18 protein-coding genes are annotated in these 19493 nt (G+C 65.5%); 11 read left to right on the top strand and 7 right to left on the bottom strand.

The annotated features are described in order from the left end of the window. Positions 1-117 precede the first annotated feature (117 nt). The gene (locus tag AC2EAL_RS07810; RefSeq protein WP_484723630.1) at positions 118-912 is read left to right on the top strand and encodes a hypothetical protein; all 795 of its coding nucleotides are present in this window, start codon (positions 118-120) and stop codon (positions 910-912) included. Positions 913-978: 66 nt separating this feature from the next. Here the strand turns inward: AC2EAL_RS07810 and sucD are convergent, their stop codons facing one another. The 4 genes from sucD to AC2EAL_RS07790 all read right to left on the bottom strand — a co-directional run bounded on the left by sucD (position 979) and on the right by AC2EAL_RS07790 (position 5295). Next, complete coding sequence (gene sucD / locus AC2EAL_RS07805; protein WP_484723629.1) at positions 979-1878, bottom strand: succinate--CoA ligase subunit alpha; 900 nt, start codon at positions 1876-1878, stop codon at positions 979-981. 10 nt (positions 1879-1888) lie between these two features. Further along, the gene (locus AC2EAL_RS07800; protein ID WP_484723628.1) at positions 1889-3061 is read right to left on the bottom strand and encodes a malate--CoA ligase subunit beta; all 1173 of its coding nucleotides are present in this window, start codon (positions 3059-3061) and stop codon (positions 1889-1891) included. A gap of 92 nt (positions 3062-3153) precedes the next feature. Next, the gene (locus AC2EAL_RS07795; protein ID WP_484723627.1) at positions 3154-4092 is read right to left on the bottom strand and encodes an HpcH/HpaI aldolase/citrate lyase family protein; all 939 of its coding nucleotides are present in this window, start codon (positions 4090-4092) and stop codon (positions 3154-3156) included. Positions 4093-4095: 3 nt separating this feature from the next. Next, on the bottom strand, positions 4096-5295 hold the full coding sequence (locus tag AC2EAL_RS07790; RefSeq protein ID WP_484723626.1) for a pyridoxal-phosphate-dependent aminotransferase family protein: 1200 nt from the start codon (positions 5293-5295) through the stop codon (positions 4096-4098). 153 nt (positions 5296-5448) lie between these two features. Between AC2EAL_RS07790 and AC2EAL_RS07785 the strand changes: the two genes are divergently transcribed. Further along, positions 5449-6843 (top strand): helix-turn-helix domain-containing protein, encoded by a 1395-nt coding sequence (locus AC2EAL_RS07785; protein WP_484723625.1) that lies wholly within the window; start codon positions 5449-5451, stop codon positions 6841-6843. Between the two features lie 34 nt (positions 6844-6877). On the opposite strand, the gene AC2EAL_RS07780 is transcribed toward AC2EAL_RS07785, so the two are convergent. After that, a complete protein-coding gene (locus AC2EAL_RS07780) occupies positions 6878-7516 on the bottom strand; it encodes a TetR family transcriptional regulator (RefSeq protein ID WP_484723624.1) in 639 nt (212 codons plus the stop codon). Positions 7517-7703: 187 nt separating this feature from the next. Here AC2EAL_RS07780 and AC2EAL_RS07775 point away from each other — a divergent pair, with 187 nt between their 5' ends. The 9 genes from AC2EAL_RS07775 to AC2EAL_RS07735 all read left to right on the top strand — a co-directional run bounded on the left by AC2EAL_RS07775 (position 7704) and on the right by AC2EAL_RS07735 (position 17690). Next, positions 7704-8846, top strand: coding sequence for an aromatic ring-hydroxylating oxygenase subunit alpha (locus AC2EAL_RS07775; RefSeq protein ID WP_484723623.1), 1143 nt, complete (start codon positions 7704-7706; stop codon positions 8844-8846). Beyond that, positions 8843-10060, top strand: a complete 1218-nt coding sequence (locus AC2EAL_RS07770; protein WP_484723622.1) for an aromatic ring-hydroxylating oxygenase subunit alpha — start codon at positions 8843-8845, stop codon at positions 10058-10060. Before AC2EAL_RS07775 ends, AC2EAL_RS07770 begins: the two co-directional genes overlap by 4 nt. A 42-nt stretch (positions 10061-10102) precedes the next feature. Further along, a complete protein-coding gene (locus AC2EAL_RS07765; RefSeq protein WP_484723621.1) occupies positions 10103-11206 on the top strand; it encodes a polyamine ABC transporter substrate-binding protein in 1104 nt (367 codons plus the stop codon). Positions 11207-11209: 3 nt separating this feature from the next. Continuing rightward, positions 11210-12316, top strand: a complete 1107-nt coding sequence (locus tag AC2EAL_RS07760; protein WP_484723620.1) for an ABC transporter ATP-binding protein — start codon at positions 11210-11212, stop codon at positions 12314-12316. Between the two features lie 2 nt (positions 12317-12318). Continuing rightward, positions 12319-13233 carry an ABC transporter permease gene (locus tag AC2EAL_RS07755; RefSeq protein ID WP_484723619.1) on the top strand — a complete coding sequence of 305 codons (915 nt, stop codon included), beginning with the start codon at positions 12319-12321 and terminating at the stop codon, positions 13231-13233. After that, positions 13230-14069, top strand: coding sequence for an ABC transporter permease subunit (locus AC2EAL_RS07750; protein WP_484723618.1), 840 nt, complete (start codon positions 13230-13232; stop codon positions 14067-14069). Before AC2EAL_RS07755 ends, AC2EAL_RS07750 begins: the two co-directional genes overlap by 4 nt. Beyond that, positions 14062-14913, top strand: a complete 852-nt coding sequence (locus AC2EAL_RS07745; RefSeq protein WP_484723617.1) for a dimethylsulfonioproprionate lyase family protein — start codon at positions 14062-14064, stop codon at positions 14911-14913. The genes AC2EAL_RS07750 and AC2EAL_RS07745 overlap by 8 nt, the downstream gene beginning before the upstream one ends. Continuing rightward, positions 14906-16510 (top strand): amidohydrolase, encoded by a 1605-nt coding sequence (locus tag AC2EAL_RS07740; protein ID WP_484723616.1) that lies wholly within the window; start codon positions 14906-14908, stop codon positions 16508-16510. Before AC2EAL_RS07745 ends, AC2EAL_RS07740 begins: the two co-directional genes overlap by 8 nt. 112 nt (positions 16511-16622) lie before the next feature. Then, positions 16623-17690 carry an ABC transporter ATP-binding protein gene (locus AC2EAL_RS07735; protein ID WP_484723615.1) on the top strand — a complete coding sequence of 356 codons (1068 nt, stop codon included), beginning with the start codon at positions 16623-16625 and terminating at the stop codon, positions 17688-17690. Positions 17691-17769: 79 nt separating this feature from the next. Here the strand turns inward: AC2EAL_RS07735 and AC2EAL_RS07730 are convergent, their stop codons facing one another. Together AC2EAL_RS07730 and AC2EAL_RS07725 are read right to left on the bottom strand one after the other, a co-directional pair. Next, positions 17770-18612, bottom strand: a complete 843-nt coding sequence (locus AC2EAL_RS07730; RefSeq protein ID WP_484723614.1) for a carbohydrate ABC transporter permease — start codon at positions 18610-18612, stop codon at positions 17770-17772. Next, a complete protein-coding gene (locus AC2EAL_RS07725) occupies positions 18609-19490 on the bottom strand; it encodes a carbohydrate ABC transporter permease (RefSeq protein WP_484723613.1) in 882 nt (293 codons plus the stop codon). The genes AC2EAL_RS07730 and AC2EAL_RS07725 overlap by 4 nt, the downstream gene beginning before the upstream one ends. Positions 19491-19493 lie beyond the last annotated feature (3 nt).

The raw sequence follows: 19493 nt of genomic DNA, 5'->3' as shown, positions 1-19493 counted from the left end.
GACGGCTTGATGGGCAGGGCAAGATCAGGTGTCATCCTCACGCGGCCGTGAGAAGGTTCGGCGTCATATTCCAGGAAAGGCCTTTTTTTGGCTGAAGTCACATCGGAAGGAGTTCACATGAGTTCAACAACCACCAACCTGTCGGGGCCTGCGCTTGGCGTCGGCTCGATCATCAGCGAAAGCTTTTCCATCCTGTTCGGCAATGTCTTTGCCGTGCTGATCCTGAGCCTGGGGCCCACGTTGCTGGGCATCGTGATCTCGGGCCTCTTGAATGGCTGGGACGTGGCTTTGGGCATGGGCGGACCCACCGGTGTGGGAGACAGCGGAATGCTGGTGCGTTCGGCAGTCGACATCGTGGTTCAGTTGGTGCTGAGCGGGATCACGACGGCGCTTCTGGTGCAGATGGCCTACGACGCGAAACTGCGTCGGCAGCTGAAACTGGGCGGCTACTTCGGCCCGGCGCTGTCAGCGGCCATTCCCATCGCCATCCTCAGCTTGGCAGCCGGTATCCTGATGGTGCTGGGACTGATCGCGCTGATCATTCCGGGGCTCTGGATCTATGCGGTGTTCTCGGTGATGCCTGCGGCGGTGGTGATCGAAAAGGTCGGGTTCGGCGGCCTTGGGCGCAGCGCGGCGCTTACGAAAGACTATCGCTGGCCGATTGTCGGCGCCTTCATCCTGATCACCATCATCTCGGCGATTATCGGTTTCGTCGCAATGTTCCTGGTTGGTCTGATGATGGCCGGAGCCGGGCTGGGCGGCGGCGCGATGGTAATCGGGATCATCGTTCTTGCGCTGATCACAACCTTTGGCGCGGCGCTTGGCGCAATCACTGTCGCGCTGATCTATGCGCGACTGCGCGAGATCAAGGAAGGCGCGAGCGTTCAGGACATCGCGGCGGTCTTCGACTGATCTGCATGAAAGGACCCGGCGACCTTCCTGGTCGCCGGGTCATATTGTGTTGCCGTCGCGGGCGGGTCAGGCTGCGGCGCGGCGCTGGGTCAGGACGCGGGCCATCGTTTCGCCCATCGCCGAGGGGTTCGGCGCGACGGTGATCCCGGCGGCGGTGAGGATTTCCACCTTTTCCTGCGCGCTTTCGCCGAAGGCCGAGATGATCGCCCCGGCATGGCCCATCTTGCGGCCCTTGGGCGCGGACAGTCCGGCGATGTAGGCGACGATGGGCTTGGTCATATGCTTGGCAGCCCAGGCGGCGGCTTCGGCCTCTTGCGGGCCGCCGATTTCGCCGATCATCATCACGGCATCGGTTTCCGGGTCCTGCTGAAAGAGCTCCAGGATGTCGCGGAAGGACGAGCCGTTGATCGGGTCGCCGCCGATGCCGACGCTGGTCGAGACGCCGATGCCAAGCGCCTTCATCTGCGAGGCGGCTTCATACCCGAGCGTGCCCGACCGGCCGATGATGCCGACGCGGCCCGGCATGTAGATGTGCGGCGGCATGATGCCCATGAAGCCCTTGCCGGGCGAGATGATGCCCGCGCAGTTCGGCCCGATCAGGCGCAGCTTGCGGCTTTCGGGATAGCGGCGGAGATAGCGCTTGACCCGCATCATGTCCTGCGCCGGGATGCCGTCGGTGACGCAGACGGCGGTGCGGATGCCGGCATCTGCGGCCTCCATGATCGCGTCGGCGGCGAAGGGCGGCGGGACGAAGAGGAGCGAGGCCTCGGCCCCGGTCGCGTCCACCGCCTCGCGGACGGTGTTGAAGAGCGGGCGGTCCAGGAGCCGCTCGCCGCCCTTGCCGGGGGTCACGCCGCCCACGACGTTGGTGCCGTGCTTGATCATGTCGGCGGCGTGGAACTGGCCAATGCGGCCGGACATGCCCTGGACGATGACTTTGGTCTTCTCGGTGATCAGGATGGCCATGGTGTCCTCCTTATGCAGCCAGTTTCGGACGGGCGGCCACGGCCTTTGCGGCGGCCTCGGCCAGGGTGTCGGCGGTGATGAGCGGCAGGCCCGAGCCTTCGAGGATCGCCTTGCCTTCCTCGACGTTGGTGCCCGCCAGGCGGACGACGACCGGGATGGTCATGCCGACCTCGCGGTAGGCTTTCACAACGCCCTCGGCCACCCAGTCGCAGCGGTTGATGCCGGCGAAGATGTTGACCAGGATCACGCTGACGATGGGGTCGGCCAGCACGGTGCGGAAGGCACGGACCACGCGTTCGGGGCTGGCACCGCCGCCGATGTCGAGGAAGTTCGCGGGCTCGCCCCCGGCCAGCTTGATCATGTCCATCGTGGCCATCGCGAGGCCCGCGCCATTGATGATGCAGCCGATGTCCCCGGTCAGGCCGACATAGGCGAGGCCGTGGTCCCCGGCGGTGGATTCCCGCGGGTCTTCCTGGCTGCGGTCGCGAAGCTCGGCGATCTCGGGGCGGCGGAAGAGGGCGTTGGTGTCGAAGCTCATCTTCGCGTCTACCGCCAGAAGGTCGCCCGAGCCGGTGATGACCAGGGGGTTGATCTCGACCATCATGGCGTCAAGGTCGCGGTAGGCGCGGTAGCAGGCCTGCAGGACGGTGACCATCTGGTTGACCTGCTTGCCGGTCAGCCCCAGCCCGAAGGCCAGCTCGCGCGCCTGGAATTCGACCAGCCCGGCGGCGGGGTCGATGGTCATCCGGCGCAGGCTTTGCGGGTCGGTTTCGGCGAGGTCCTCGATCTCCATCCCGCCATGGGCGGAGGCGACGATCATGATGCGTTCGGTCTTTCGGTCAAGGACGAAGCCCAGGTACAGCTCCTTGGCGATGTCGCAGGCGGGTTCGACCCAAAGCCGGTAGACGCCCTTGCCCGCCTGGTCGGTCTGCTTGGTCACCAGCTGGCGGCCGAAAAGGGAGGAGGCATAGGTCTGGACCTCGTCCACCGATTTGCACAGCTTGACACCCCCGGCTGCGCCCCGGCCCCCGGCGTGGACCTGGGCCTTCACGACCCAGGCGTTGCCGCCCAGTTCGCGCGCCCGGTAGGCCGCCTGTTCCGGGCTGTAGGCCAGTCCGCCCTTCGGCACCGGCACGCCGAAGCGGCCGAGGATTTCCTTCGCCTGGTATTCATGGATGTCCATGTCCGTCCTCCTTGGGCATGACCGCATCGGTCACGGTCTGCCCGTGTTGTGGGGTCCTGTGGTCGGGAAGGGGGCCGGGTGGCCCGCCGTTTCTATTTCGCGCTGATCGCGTCGGCGACGACGAGGACGTTGCGGGCCATCTTTTCACTGGCGGCGTCGATCATCTTGCCGTCGAGGCTCGCCGCGCCCTTGCCCTGCGCCTCAGCCGCGCGCAGTTCCTCGATGATGCGGCGGGCCTTGGTCACCTCGGCCTCGGTGGGGGAGAAGACCTCGTTCGCGAAGGTCACCTGGCTGGGGTGGATCGCCCATTTGCCTTCGCAGCCAAGCGCCGCGGCGCGGCGGGCGCCGGCCTTGTAGCCTTCGGGGTCCGAGAAATCGCCGAACGGGCCGTCGATGGGACGCAGGCCATAGGCGCGGCAGACGGTGACCATGCGGGCGATGGCGGCGTGCCACTGATCGCCCGGGTAGTCGGGGTTCAGCCCGCCGATGTTGACGGTGCGTGCCCGCATCGAGGCGGCGAAGTCGGCGACGCCGAAGTGCAGCGCCTCCAAGCGGCTGCCGAACTGGGCGATGGCTTCGACATTGGCCATGCCAAGCGCGGTTTCGATCAGCGCCTCAAGCCCGACGCGGGTGGTGAAGCCCTTGGCCATCTCGATCTGGTTGACCATGGCGTCGACCATGTAGAGGTCGCCCGGCACGCCGACCTTGGGCACCAGGAGCGTGTGGACCCGGTCGCCCGCCTGCTCCATCACGTCGACCACGTCGCGGTACATGTAATGGGTGTCGAGGCCGTTGATGCGCACCGACACGGTCTTGCCCTTCGCGGCCCAGTCGATGTCGTTCAGGGCCTGGATCGCGTTCTTGCGGGCCTGTTCCTTTTCCGGCGGGGCGACGGCGTCTTCGAGGTCAAGGAAGACATAGTCGGCGGGGCCGTTGGCGGCCTTGTCGATCATCGTCGGGTTGCTTGCGGGAACCGCGAGTTCGGACCGCTGCAGGCGTTGCTTCTTGAGGGGGTAGAGGGTGTGGCTCATGACTTACTCCGCGGCCAGGGCGACGACCCGGGCACTCTGTTCATAGACTTCCTGCGCCGCCGCGACGCCCGCGCCCAGGGCGACCTTGGCCCCGGCGGCACGCAGCGAAAGCTCCGCCACGGCCAGCGCAGTCAGGCACATGCCTTCGTTCAGGTCGCCCAGGTGGCCGATGCGGAAGACCTTGCCCGCGAGTTGCGCGAGGCCCGAGCCGAAGGACGTGTTATAGCGGGTGAGGCCGGTGCGGATCACATCGCGGGCGTCTACATTCGCCGGAGTCCGGATCGCGGTGACGGTGTCGGAGGCAATCGAGTGATGCTCGGCGCAGGTGTCCAGGCCCCAGGCGTTGACCCCGGCACGGACGCCTGCGGCAAGGCGGGCGTGGCGGGAGAAGACATTGTCCAGCCCTTCGCGGTTGATACGGTTCAGCGCCTCGCGCAGGCCATGCAGGACGGGGGTGGGCGGGGTGTGGGGGAAATAGCCGGTATCGGTCTGGATCGCGTAGTCGTCGAACTTGAGGAAGCTGCGGGCGATGCCCTTTGCCTTTGACGCCGCCATGGCCTTGTCGCTGACGCCCAGGATGCCCAGGCCCGCGGGGGACATCAGCCCCTTCTGGCTGCCGGTGACGGCGAGGTCGACGCCCCAATCGTCCATCAGAAAGGGGATCGAGCCGATGGAGGAGACGCCGTCGACGAAGAGGAGCGCGTCGTGGAACGAGGCGTCCAGCGCCTGGCGGACACCGGCGACGTCCGAGGTGACGCCGGTCGCGGTTTCGTTGTGGGTGACGAAGACCGCCTTGATCTTGCCCTCGCGGTCGGCGCCCAGGCGGCGGGCGAATTCGTTGACCGGGGTGGCCGCACCCCAGGCCACGTCGACCAGCTCGACGTCCAGGCCCAGGTCCACCGCCATCTTGGCCCAGAGGGTCGAGAACTGGCCGTGCCGCGCCATCAGCACGCGGTCGCCGGGGGAGAGCGTGTTCACAATGGCCGCTTCCCAGGCCGAGGTGCCCGAGCCCGGGAACAGCATCACGCGGCCCTGGGTGGTGCCGAAGATCGGCTTCAGGTCGGACAGGATCGACAGGACGAATGCGCCGAACTCGGGCCCGCGCTGGTCCTGCTGGGGCACGTTCATCGCCATGCGGACGGTGTCGGGGACGTTGGTCGGGCCGGGGATGTAGAGGTGGTTCAGGCCGGGGCGGAAGGTCATGGCGGGTCCTCTGGGGTGTGGGATTGAGGGGAAGATGCGGCGCGCCCGGTATTTCGGCAAATGCTGCCGCGTTCTGCTGTGAATGCAGCAATTTACAAACTTTCATTTTTGTAATATTGTAAATTCGACAATAGCCAAATTGTGTGCGACGGTATGCAGAAGACCTTCATCGGCCCGCAGTTGCGCCGGTTGCGGCAGGAACGGCGCGAGACGCAAGGCGCTATGGCGCGGACGCTGGGGATCTCGGCGTCCTACGTCAACCTTCTGGAAAACAACGAAAGATCGGTGTCGGTCCAGGTCCTTCTGCGGCTGATGGAGGAATACGGCGTCGACTGGCGCGATCTGGCGGATGACCAGACCGGGTCGATGCTGGCCGACCTGCGCGCCTGTCTGCAGGACCCGATCTTTGCCGGAAGCCAGCCTGACCTCGCGCAGCTTCGCGCGGCGCTGGTCCATGCGCCGGACCTGGCGGCGGCCTTGCTGCGGTTGCATCGTGCCTATGGCTCGGCGATCGACCGCCTGTCGGCCTTGTCACAGTCCGCGACGGACCCGACGGGGACGCCCGAGGCATCGGTGCACATGATCTTCCGCCGCAACCGCAACCATTTCCGCGAGCTGGAGCTGGCGTCCGAACGGTTCTGGGACGGCAAGCAGCCGGACCGGGACGACGTCTATGCCAGCCTGAAGGCGCGGCTGGCCGACCGGCTGGGCGTGACGGTGCGGCTGGCGCGGGTCGAGGACTTGCCGGGCACTCTGCGCACCTATGACGAGACGCGGCGCGAGATCCTGCTGTCCGAGGCGATGGACCATCCCAACCGCAGCTTCCAGCTGGTCCACATGTGCGCGCTTCTGGAATGGCGCGACCTGCTGGACGGCCTGATCGCGCGGGCGGCCCTGACCGATCCGGCGGCGGTCAGCCGGCTGCGGGTGGAGCTGGCGAACTATTTCGCGGCGGCGGTGCTGATGCCCTATGCCGCCTTCCTGGCCGAGGCGCGGGCGACGAAGTACGACTTCGACCTGATGGCGACCCGCTTCGGGGTCAGCTTTGAACAGGCCTGCCACCGGGCAACGACTCTGCAGCGCGAAGGCGCGCAGGGGGTGCCATTCTTCTTCCTGCGGATCGACAAGGGCGGCAACGTGACCAAGCGCTTCAACGCGACCGAGTTTCCGCTGGCCGAATACGGCGGGGCCTGTCCGCGGCTGGACGTCCACACCTCGTTCCGCACGCCCGGGCGGATCGTGCCGCAGTTCGTCGAGATGCCGGACGGCAGCCGGTTCTTCGTGGTGTCGCGCACTGTCGACCGGCCGACCTGGTTCCGCCATGCGCAGGACAACCGGCTGGCGGTGGCCATGGGCTGCGCAATCGAGCATGCCGGGCAGATCGGCTATGCCGAGGGGCTGTCGCTGACCACGGCCCGGATGACACCCATCGGCATCAACTGCCGCATCTGTCCGCGCACCGGCTGTGACCAACGGGCGCACCAGGCAGTGATCGACACGCGGCCGGTGGACGAACGGCGGCGGGGTGCCAACCGTTTCGACGGCTAGGGCCCGGGCCCCTGCACCGCATGACGCCAAGGGTTCAGTAGGGAAACTGATCGCCAAACAGCGTGCGGGCGCAATGCAATACGGTCTGGTGCGCCTCTTCGACCGAGTAGGGGACAGCCAGCGTGGTCATGTCCAGCCAGGTGCCTTCCTGGGTCAGGCGCAGGATCCGCGCGGCAATCCGGGGGTCGTCCGACCGGCCCGCCCGCTGCAACAGCTTGCGCGCGATGCCTTCAAGCACCAGCGCATAGGCCTTGTCCTTTTCGCCGCAGATTTCCTGATACATCGGCAGGCTTTGCGTCTCGCCCCAGTAGGACCCCCAGGCCGCAAGGCGGGCCGGGGTGCAGATTTCCGGAGTGAAATCCGCGTCGATCAGCGCCTTGAGCTGTGCGGCGGGGTCGTCTTCCTTGCCGGCAATCGCCTCGGTCCAGCTGCGGTGGTATTCGTCCGCCATGAAGGTCAGCGTTTCGCCAAGCAGGTTTTCCTTCGAGGCAAAATGAAACAGCACCAGCCCGTGGCTAAGCCCGGCCCGGCGCGCCACCTCGTTCAGGGTTGTCCGGGAAATCCCGCGGGCGGCAATGGTTTCTATCGTCGCCTCGATCAGCTGCAGCCGACGGGCATCTCGGCTCATCGTGCGCGGCGGGCGGCTTTTCTCGATGGGTTGACTGTCTGTCACTGATCCTGCCACGTTCGGTTTTGGCCATAGTAGCCGGTTCATCATCACCGGCAACGGCAAGTTTCTGATTGACAGTACAGTCAGTCATCTGCACTTCTAGGGCGGCACCTGTGGGGGCACGTACCGGTGATCGACCGCCCGTCCGTTGACCCGGCCTTCGCTGCGCCACATCCCCTGGGAGGTACCGATGGGAAGCCATGACCGCCACCCGCTGTCCCCGCGTCTGGACCATTGTCCGGAGGGTCTGCCCCGGGCGGCCTATATGGACCGGGCCTGGCATGATCGCGAGATGGCCACGATCTTTGCCCGGCAGTGGGTGATGGTCGGCCGGGCAGGGGACTTTCCCATGGGGAAGATGCGCCGGGTCACCGTCGGGGCGGCAAGTGTCATCGTCCTGCGCGACGCCGAAGGCCGACTTGCCGCCTGGCACAACTCTTGTCCGCATCGCGGGTCCGAACTTTGCCGCGAGGAGGAAGAACCGGTCGGCAAGCTGGTCCGCTGCCCTTACCACGCCTTTGCCTTTGCAGCGGACGACGGGCGGCTGGTGTCGACGGGCCATGCGGTCCCGACCGAGGATTTCGACCGCAGCGCACATGGGCTGAAACCCGTCCAGACCCGGATATGGAACGGGTTTCTGTTCCTGAACCTTGCGCCAAATCCCGGCGCGGTCTGGGCAGATGTCGGATTGGAAACGCTGGACAACTGGCCGATGGACAGCCTGCAGACCGGCCATCGCTGGGAGACCGACCTTGCCTGCAACTGGAAGGCCTTCTGGGAGAATTATTCGGAATGCCTGCACTGCCCGGGCATCCACCCCGAACTGTGCGACATGGTGCCCCTGTACGGCAAGGGCATCATGGGCCAGTCCGAGGCCCTGGGCTGGACGCCAGACGATCCCGTCCGACCGAACCTGCGCGAGGGGGCGGGGACCTGGACCCTGGATGGCAGGCCGTGCGGGCCGGTCTTTCCCGGGCTGACCGAAGCCGAGCAGAGGGCAGGCTACAGTTTCGTCACGCTTTGGCCCTCGGCCTATGTGGTGGCGCATGTCGACTATGTCCGGTCGGTGCGCATCGTCCCCACCGGCCCCGAGACGACCCGCCTGATCGCCGAGTGGCACTTTGCGCCGGAAACCCTGGGCCAGCCCGAGTTTGACGCCGCCGAAGTCGCGGCCTTCGCCAAGATCGTGATGCAGCAGGACGGGGCGGCTTCCGAGATGAACCAGCGCGGCATGCGATCCCCAGCTTTCACGGCGGCGCGGCTGATGCCCGAGGAATACGAGATCCACCGCTTTCAGCAGTGGGTTCTGGCCGAGATGGAGGATCCAGCATGACCGAGCTTCCCTATGCCATCCTGCCGATCCCGAACGACTGGGATCGCCGGGGTTTGCCGGCCTGGGCCTATCACTCGAAAGCCCTGTTCCAGCTGGAGCGGGAGCGGCTGTTCCTCACGCATTGGCAGGTTGCGGGCCATGAATGCGACATTCCGAACCCGGGTGACTGGCTGAGCTTTGATCTTTTGGGCGAGCGGGCGGTCATCATGCGGGGTCAGGACGGAGAGGTCCGCGCCTTCCACAACCTCTGCCGCCATCGTGGCGCGCGGGTGGTTGACGGGGACCGGGGCCATTGCAAGGGCTCGATCGTCTGTCCGTTCCACGGCTGGGTCTACAATCTGGACGGCAGCCTGCGCGGGGCGGCCCAGCCTGCCAGCTTTGGCCAGATGAACCGCGAGGAGTTCGGGCTGAAGCCGATTGAGCTGGGGCGGTTTCACGGCTTTCTGTTCCTGCGGTTCCACCCCGGGCCGCAACCAGACATTGCCACCTTGCTTGCGCCGTTCGATGCCGACTTCGCTGCCTACGGGCTTGGCGGGCTGGTGCCCGTTGCGACGCCGCAGTGGACGAACGATCTGCCCGTCAACTGGAAATCGGTCCGCGATGTGGACAACGAAGGCTACCACGTCGCGCTGGCCCATCCGGGGCTGCAGGAGCTTTACGGCCGCACCTACCGCGACCATCATCTGGAAAACGGCCTGTCGATGTCGATCGGCTGGTTCGGCGACGTGCCGGGGCGGCTGTGGTCAGTGCGGAACTATGTGAAGGCCTCGGTCGACCGGCCATCCCTTCCCTGGCATCTGCAGAAGGCCTGGACCTATTACGGACTTTTCCCGAACCAGGTTTTCGCCATCACCCCGGAAGGCGTGCAATTCTACCAGGACCTGCCCCTGACCGAGGGCCTGACCCGGCTGACCGGGCGGCTGTACCGCTGGCCGAACGAGACGCGGCAGCAACGGCTGGCGCGCTATCTGGCGCTGCGCATCGACCGCGACACCTCGGCCGAGGACCGGCAGCTGTCGATCTGGTCGAACGAGTCGATGAAAAGCTCGGCCTTCGAAGGGTTTCACCTGTCGGACCTGGAGTACGGCCTGCGTCGCCATCACGATGGGCTGCGGGCCTTGTTGCCGGTTCTCAACCTTGCCGAAGCGCCGCCCGAAGACCGGATCGCCGCCCTGAATGCAGAATTGTCTTGTCAGGTAACCGGGCACGAATAAGCTGACTGAAAAATCAATCACGACCATCTGGGGAGAGACGCCATGAAGCTGAACCGCCGCCAGGCGCTGATCGGTGCCAGCGCAACGCTTGCGACCCCCTGGGTCCGGCCTTCCTGGGCGCAAGGCGGCACGGTGAATGTCTACAACTGGGCCGACTATATCGGCGAGACCACGTTGGCGGATTTCACGGCAGAAACCGGGATCGAGGTGGTCTACGACCTCTATGCCAGCGCCGAGGAGATGCAGGCCAAGCTCTTGGCCGGATCGACCGGCTATGACGTCGTCCTGCATGCCGGGCAGGGGCTGCCCCGGTCGATCCAGGCGGGGGTGCTGCAGAAACTGGACCGGTCCAAGCTGACGGGTTGGGGCAATCTTGACCAGGAGATCCTGAAGGTCTTTTCGCTGTACGACCCGAACTATGACTATGGAGTGCCCTACATGTGGGGCTCGGTCGGGATGACGTACAACATCGACATGGTGAAGGAACGCTTGCCCGATGCCGATCTTGAATCGCTCGATCTGATCCTGAAGCCCGAGAATGCCGCAGCGCTTGCCGACTGCGGCATTTCCTTGCTGGACAGCCCCAACGACATCGGATTCATGATCCTGAGCTATCTTGGCATCGACCCGAACAAGGCAGGCCCTGCCGAGTGGGCCAAGATGGTCGAGGCGGTCAAGCCGGTGCGGGAATACATCTCGACCTTCGACAACGCGAACTACCTGACGGCGATCCCGAATGGCGAGCTGTGCGCGGTCAACAACTGGTCGGGCGACTATGGTGTGGCCAAGGCGCGGGCGGCAGAGGCCGGGATCGAGATGAACCTTGGCTACTTTGTCCCGAAGACCGGTGCCCCGGCCTGGTTCGACGTCTGGGCCATGCCGGCGGATGCCCAGAATGTCGAGAACGGCCACAGGTTCATCGACTATCTGCTGCGCCCGGAGGTCATCGCGGGCTGCACCAACTTTACCGGCTATGCCAATGTGAACAAGGGTGCGCGGGAGTTTGTCGACCCGGCGATCCTGGCCGATCCCGCAGTCTACCCCGATGCCACGGCCATCGCCCGGCTGTACACACCGCTACCGCAGACGATCGAGCAGGAAACCGACCTGAACCGCGCCTGGACCGAGATCAAGACGGGCGGCTGACCGATGCAGGCCGACGGGGGCGAGCCCTTCCTGAAGATCGAGGGTGTCTCGAAGTCGTTCGGTCACTTTCAGGCCGTCAGGGATGTCAGCCTGACTGTCGGCAAAGGCGAGATCTTCTCGCTTCTGGGTGGGTCGGGCTGCGGCAAGACCACGCTGTTGCGGATGCTGGCGGGGTTCGAGGAACCGACCTCGGGCCGCATCTTCCTGGACGGTCGCGACATGGCGGGAGTGCCCCCGTGGGAGCGTCCGGTCCACATGATGTTCCAGTCCTACGCGATCTTCCCGCACATGACCGTCGAAGCGAACGTGGGCTACGGGCTGAAGCATGAGAAATCCATGACCAAGGCCCAGCGTGCCGACCGCGTGGCCGAGGTGCTGGACCTGGTGCAGCTGACGCCCTTTGCCGGCCGCAAGCCGCACCAGATTTCCGGCGGGCAGCGTCAGCGCGTGGCGCTGGCCCGGGCCCTGGCGCGCCAGCCGAAGCTCCTATTGCTGGACGAACCCCTGGCAGCGCTGGACAAGAAGCTGCGCGAGCACACTCAGTTCGAGCTGATGTCGATCCAGGAGCGCACCGGGGTGACCTTCATCGTCGTGACCCACGACCAGGAAGAGGCGATGACACTGTCGGACCGGATTGCCGTGATGGACAAGGGGCAGGTCAAGCAGGTGGGCAGCCCCACCGAAATCTACGAGTTTCCCACAAGCCGCTTTGTCGCCGGGTTCATCGGGTCGATCAACAGCTTCGAGGCGACGGTGACCGGGCGACAGGGGGGCCAGTTGCGCCTTTCGGTTCCGGCGGTGGGCGGCGAGGTTCTGGCCAATGATGTGGCCCATGTCACGGAAGGACAGGTTGTCACCCTAGCGGTCCGGCCGGAGAAGATGCACCTGACAAAGGACCGGCCAGAGCGCGCGAATGCCTTCCGGGGCCATGTCAAGGACCTGGCCTATTTCGGCAAGGACAGTCTTTACCGTGTCGAGCTGCCCGGAGCGCTGGTGCAGGCCCATGCCGTCAACGCCCGACGCGGGGATGAGGCGACGCGGGTCGCCGACTGGAATGACGCGGTCTGGGTGTCCTTCGATCCGGGCTCGGTCCTGGTGCTGGTGGACTGACCATGCAGCATAGCCGCCTGTCCCGCTGGTTCGACCGCAAGGGCTGGGTGATGATCCTGATCGGCCTGCCCTATGTCTGGCTGGTCGTGCTGTTCCTGCTGCCGTTCCTCATCGTCGTCGCGATGAGCGTGGCGACCAACACGCCGACCGCCCCGCCGTTTTCCTTTGGCGGCGAGCATCCCATGGTGAACCTCGAACCCTTCAGCCGGGTTCTGACCGACACGCTTTATGTCCGGGCCTTCCTGACCTCGGTCTTCAACGCGCTGGTTGCGGCGATCCTGTGCCTGTTGATCGGCTATCCGATGGCGCTTGGCCTGACGCGGGTATCGAAAAGTTGGCGCAACATCCTGTTGATGCTGGTGATCCTGCCGTTCTGGACCTCGTTCCTGCTGCGCGTTTATGCCTGGATGGGATTGATGGGCAAGAACAGCTGGTTCAACGGCCTTCTGACCGATGCCTGGAACTTCCTGGTGCCGATCGACTGGGCAGTGCGGTCCGTGCCGATGATGAACACGAACTTTGCCGTCGTCCTGGTGATGGTCTACACCTACCTGCCGTTCATGATCCTGCCGCTCTACGCCAGCCTGGAACGGCTTGACCCGACCCTGGACGAAGCCGCGATGGACCTTGGGTCGCGCCCGTCGCAGGTCTTCCGCGACATCACCTTGCCGCAGTCGATCCCCGGGATCATCGCGGGGGGCATGCTGGTCTTCATCCCGGCGGCAGGAGAACTGGTGATCCCGACGCTGGTCGGCAATGCCTCGCAACCGATGATCGGCAAGATCATCCAGGATGAGTTCGGTCAGGCGCGCGACTGGCCGATGGCTTCGGCGGTTGCGGTGGCGCTGCTGCTGTTGATGGTCGTGCCGACGATGATCTACAGCCATTACCAGGCGCGGGCGGAGGGGTCGAAATGAGACGCCGGCCGACCTTCCTGATTACCGTGATGTGCTTCGGCTTTGCGTTCCTCTATATCCCGATCCTGTCGATGATCGTTTACAGCTTTAATTCCTCGCGGCTGGCGACGGTCTGGGGCGGGTTCTCGACCAAGTGGTATGTGTCGCTGTTCTCGAACCAGCAGGTTTGGGACGCGCTGATCCTGTCACTGAAGATCGCGCTGGTCTCGGCGACCTTCGCCACGATCCTGGGCACGATGGCAGGGATTGTCCTGGCCCGGTTCACCAAGTTTCGGGGAAGGACGCTGTTTTCGGGCCTGGTGACGGCGCCCCTGATCATGCCCGAGGTGATCACCGGCATCTCGATGCTGATCTTCTTCATCCTGATGGCGGACTGGATCGGCTGGCCCGGACAGCGCGGGTTCACCACGATCACGCTGGCCCACATCACCTTCTCCATGGTCTTCGTCACCACCATCGTCAATGCGAGGATGCTGCAGGCCGACCGTGCCATCGAAGAGGCGGCGATGGACCTCGGCAGCCGGCCCTGGCAGGTGATGTTCGACATCACGCTGCCGGTCATCGCGCCTGCCATCGTCTCGGGTTGGCTCTTGGCTTTCACGATATCGCTGGATGATGTGGTCATCACGGCCTTCACCACCGGGCCGGGGGCGACGACGCTGCCGCTGCTGATCTGGTCCAAGGTCAAGCTGGGGGTCACGCCGGATATCAACGCCCTGGCGACGCTGATGGTGCTGACCGTCGGGGCAGGGGTCATTGCGGCGGGGATCATCCTGAACCGGGCCGAGAAACGGCGACTGGAGGACGAGCGCATGGCTTTCCGCAGCAATGACTGACGTGCTGGACCACCTGCATGCGCCGCTGGGCGTCAAGGGCTCGGGCCGGGTGCGGTACGGCGCGGCGATGGCGCTGTGGCGCGAGGGTCTGATCTCGGCCGAGGTGCTGGAGGTCTATCGCGTTGCCGCCGCGCATGACGCCCGCGATCCGCTGGGCGAGCTTGCCAGTCGGGGCCTGCCCCTGCCGCCGGGGCTGGCGGGTCAGTCGCCGGTCCGCAGGCTGTACCAGGCGGCGCGCGACTATCTGCTGGCTCTGGACCATCCGGGCGCTGCCGAAGTCGCGGCGGGCCTGCCTGCCGAGCCGGGTCCGGAAAGGGTGGTGAACGCGTGCCCGAATGCCGTCCTGTCGACCTGGCTGCCGGTCGCGTTGGCCGATCTTTCCGCCACGCATCCGGCCCTGGCCAGCGCCATCGCGGCAGCGGCACCGCAGCTGGAATGGGTCACCTACGATTCCTATCCGCGCACCCTGATCGGTGACGCCTTTCCGAATGGCCACGCCTTCGCCTCGGTCTTCGGGGGCGACGCGCCCTTTGCGGGGAATGATTTCGAGCTTGGGGTGTTCCTGATCGCGCCCGGCGTGCTGTACCGGGATCACCATCACGCGGCACCCGAGCTCTATGCCCCGCTGACCGGCCCGCATGGCTGGCGGTTCGGTACCGGTCGACCCCTGACGATCAAGCCTGCGCATCAGCCGGTCTGGAACCCGGCACACCAGCCGCACCTGACGCGGGTCGGTGCGGTGCCGTTTCTGTGCTTCTTTGTCTGGACCCGGGATGTGAACGAGATCGCCCAGGTCATTCCGGCGGATGACTGGGCGCAGCTTGAGGGGGCAGAGATTGTCTGACCGCTTGATCCACAACGCCCGCATCCGCACGATGGATGCCAGTGCCCCCCATGCCGAATGGGTGCTGATCCGCGACGGTCGCATCGCCGCGATCGGGCAGGGCGTGCCGCCCGAGGCGGCTCAGCGCATTGATGCGGGCGGACGGCTGGTCCTGCCCGGGTTTCAGGATGCGCATATCCACCTTCTGTCCGGCGGGATCGACATGGCGACGGCGGCCTACCTGTACGACGTCGACAGCGAGGCCGGGCTGATCGAGGCCTTGCGCGCCCATGCCGCCACCCATCCCGACTTGCCGGTCGTCTGGGGCTCGGGCTGGCAGGCCGGGGTCTTTGGCGATCACAACCTGACGGCGGCCGTTCTGGACCGGGCGGTCAGCGACCGTCCGGTGGTGATCTACGACAGCTCGTTCCACAATGCCTGCGTGAACAGCCGGGCGCTGGACATGGCGGGCGTGCAGGCGATGGCCGACCCACCGAACGGCCATGTCGTCCGCGATGCGGCGGGGCGGGCGACAGGCATGCTGCATGAAGAGGTGATCCCCGTGGTCACGGGCCGCCTGCCCGATCTGACGGATGAACATCGGATGTCGGGGCTGAAGGCGGCCTGCGCGCATGCCAACCAGCACGGGATCACCGGGGTTCTGGATGCCCGCATCACCGAGATGGAGGCGCGGATCTATGCGCGCGGTGTCGCCGAGGCGGCCTTGACCCTGCGCGTTGCAGGCACGGCGCTGGTGACCGAGGCCGATACCCCGGAAACGGCAGTTTCCCGGCTGACTGCCCTGCGTGCAGCGCATCCGGGGCCGGATTTCCACGTCCATTCCGCCAAGTTCTTCATGGACGGCGTGTTCGAAAACCGCACGGCGGCGATGCTCGCGCCCTATGCCGATGCCACCGGTGGCAATGCGCCCTGCATGTTCGGGGCGGATGAGACCCGTGCACTGATGACCGCGCTCGATGCCGCGCGCTTTGCGATCCATGTCCATGTCATCGGCGATGCCGCCACCCGCCGCGCGATCGAGGGGCTGGAGGCGGCGCGTGCTGCCAACGGCTTCTGGCCTGCGCAACACCAGCTGGCCCATCTGCAAGTCGTGGACCCGGGCGATTATGCCCGGCTGCAGGGCCTGGCGACGGCCAATGTCCAGCCGCTGTGGGCGCGGCTTGAGCCGCCCTATTCCGACCCGTCGCTGGCGATGATCGGGCCCAGGCGCCGGGCTGATACCTATGCCTTCCGCAAGATGCTGGACCAGGGCGCGGATTTCTGCCTGTCCTCGGACTGGCCGGTTTCGACGCTGAACCCGTTCGAGATCATCGAAACGGCGATCACCCGCCGGAAACGGCTGGACGACGACCCGCTGGAGCCGTTCCTTCCCGAAGAGGCCCTGACGATCGAGGAATGCGTCGAGGGATACACCACCCGCGCCGCGCGCGCCTGTTGGCGGGACCATTTCACCGGCATGCTGCGGGTGGGCTATTCAGCCGACCTCATCATCCTGGATCGCGATATCCTTGCCTGCCCAGCGGCCGAAATCTCGCGGACCCGGGTGCTGGCCACGCTGTTCAAGGGCCAGGAGGTCTGGCGCGCGCCCGACTGGTGATGGCCGCGCGAGATGCGCCCACGAGCGCCAGCGGCAGGGCCGCGCAGGAATAGTGCCTTGACATCGGGTAATAACCCGAAAGTATGATCCTGAAGCGGCCAGGGAGGGTGCAATGAGCGGAATCTCACTCGACGGGGTGTCCAAGCGGTTCGGCAATGTCGAGGTGATCCGTGACCTGAGCCTGCAGATCGCCGCGGGAGAGTTCGTTGTCTTCCTCGGGCCCTCCGGGTCCGGCAAGACCACGCTTCTGCGGATGATCGCCGGGCTGGAAAGCATCGATGCCGGCGGGCTGACGATTGACGGGGTGCGGTCGGAAGGTCTGGCTCCGGGCCAGCGGAATCTGGCGATGGTGTTCCAGAACTATGCGCTTTACCCGCACATGACAGTGGCCGAGAACATGGCTTTCGGGCTGAAGAACATCGGGCTGCCCGAAGCGACGATCAAGGCCCGGGTGGCCGAGGCCGCGCGGATGCTGGAGATGGAGAAGCTCTTGGCCCGGCGCCCGGCGGAACTGTCGGGCGGGCAGCGGCAGCGGGTCGCCATCGGGCGGGCCATCGTGAAGGAACCGAAGGCTTTCCTGTTTGACGAGCCCTTGTCGAACCTCGACGCGGCCTTGCGCGTGCGGACACGGGTGGAACTGGCGGAACTGCACCAGCGTCTGGGCTCGACGATGATCTATGTCACCCACGACCAGACCGAGGCGATGACGCTGGCGGATCGGATCGTGATCCTGAACGACTGCAAGATCGAACAGGTCGGTACGCCGATGGAGGTCTATTCCCGTCCGGCCTCGCGCTTTGTGGCCAGCTTCATCGGCTCGCCCGCGATGAACCTTCTGCCGGTGACGCTGACCGGGCAGGGGGATCGTGCGGCGGCGCGGTTGGGGGATGGGTCGGTGGTGCCCCTGCCCTTTGCGCCGAAGGGCGAGGGGCCGTGGGAGCTGGGTATCCGGCCCGAGGCGCTGACCGTGGCCGCGGGCGGGGAGACAAGGGCCACCGCGACAGTGGTGGAACGGCTGGGCGACCGGACGCTGGTCTATGCCAAGCTGTCGGACGGCTTGCTGGTCATAGCGCAGGATAGCGGCAAGTCGCAGGTCAAAGCCGGGGACGTGATCGGGCTGGCCTTCGATCCCAACGAGTTGCACCTGTTCGACGGGCAGGGACGCGCGGTTTCCGCCTGAGTGCGGAGTTTTTGAAAACTCCGCATCGGAGCCTTTGAAGGCTCCGGTCCGATTTCTTCGAAGAAATCGGCGCCAGGCGTCAGCCCTTGATGCCCGCAGACAAAGTTATCGCTTCGGTCACCTTGCGCTGGAACAAAAGGTAGGCCAGCGCCACCGGCAGACCGGCCAGGACCGCGGCGGCCAACTGGCGGGCGTAGTAGACCCCGAAGGCGTCGTTGACCTGGGTGATGCCCACCGGGACCGTCATCATCTCTGTCTTCGTCACCGACAGGAAGGGCCAGAGGAAGGCGTTCCAGGTCCAGATGAAGGTGACGATGGACAGGGCCGTCGTGACCCCCCAGTTCATCGGCAGGTAGACCTTGAAGAGGATCCGGAACTCGCCCGCGTTGTCCATCACGGCGGCCTCGCGGAAGTCCTTGGGGACCTGGTCGAAGAACTGCTTGTAGACGATGATGATGACTGGGTGGATCAGCTGCGGCAGCATGATCCCGGCCCAGCTGTTGATGAGCCCGAGCTGCGAGATCAGCACGAAGTGGTTGATGATGAGCGCCTGGGTCGGCACCATGAAGCTTGCGAGGATCAGCCACCAGAGCGCCGTGCGGCCCGGGAATTTCAGCTGCGACAGCGCATAGCCGCAGAGAAACGAGGTCACGATGGTGATGACCGTGACGCCCACCGCCACGGCGATGGAGTTCAGGTACCAGGTCATGATCTGGGTGTCGAAGATCGCGGTGGTGTAGTGGCTGAAGGTCAGGTTCTCGGGCCAGAGCTCGATATAGGGACGGACGACCTCATCCTCGGGCTTCAGCGAGGAGATGACACCCCAATACAAAGGGAAGGCCCAGAGTATCGCACAGACAAGGGTGAGGACGGTGATGACCCCGCCCCAGAAGTTCGCGCGCTGCATGCCGACTGCGGTCATCTGCGGCCCCCCGCCAGGCGCAGAAGCTGGAATTGCAGGACCGAGACGACGACCACGAGGACGAAAAGCGTCACGGCCACGGCGGCGGCGCGACCACCCTGGTCCTGCTGGAAGGCGCGCTGGAAGACGTAGTAGACGAGGACCATGTTGTCGTTGGGTCTGCCGCCCTGCGAGAAGAGATAGACCTGGTCGAATATCTTCAGCTGCGCGATGAGCTGGATGGTGAAGACAAGGGTCGTGACCGGCCAGAGAAGCGGCCAGGTGATCCGGCGGAAGGTTGTCCAGCGGCTGGCGTTGTCGAGCGCGGCGGCCTCGTAGATCTCGGCCGGGATGGCGCGGAGGCCTGCGAGGAACAGAAGGATCGAGAAGCCCGCAGTCCACCAGATCGTCACGACAGCGACAGCGGGCATGAACCATTCGCGGGTCTTCATGATCGGTACGCGCTCGATCCCCAGGATGTCGAGGATGTGCATCGTGATCCCGAACTGGAAGTTCAAAAGCCAATCCCAGATCAGGTAGACCACGGAAACCGGCAGGATGTAGGGCAGGAAGAAGAGGGCAAGGATCGCGGCCTGCAACCGGCCTTTCAGCCGCGAGACGCCGAGTGCGATGAGTAGCGCGATTAGAGTGCCGGGCAGGACGGTCAGGACGACGAAATAGGCGGTGTTCCAGGCGGCGGTGCGAAAGCGCGGGTCGCTGTCGAGCCGGGCATAGTTGTCAAGGCCGACCCAGTCGCCCGACCCGATCAGCCGCGCGTCGGTGAACGAGATTTCGAACATCTGGATCGTCGGCCAGACGAAGACCAGGAGGTAGATCGCAAGGAACGGCGCCACCAGAACGGCGGCGACAAGGGCATCCTTGCGGCGATTGGTCAGCATGGC

This window comes from Tabrizicola sp. T74 (genome assembly GCF_057219935.1).
Note: the sequence above shows the minus strand (reverse complement) of the source record. Positions and strands in the feature narration are given on the sequence as shown.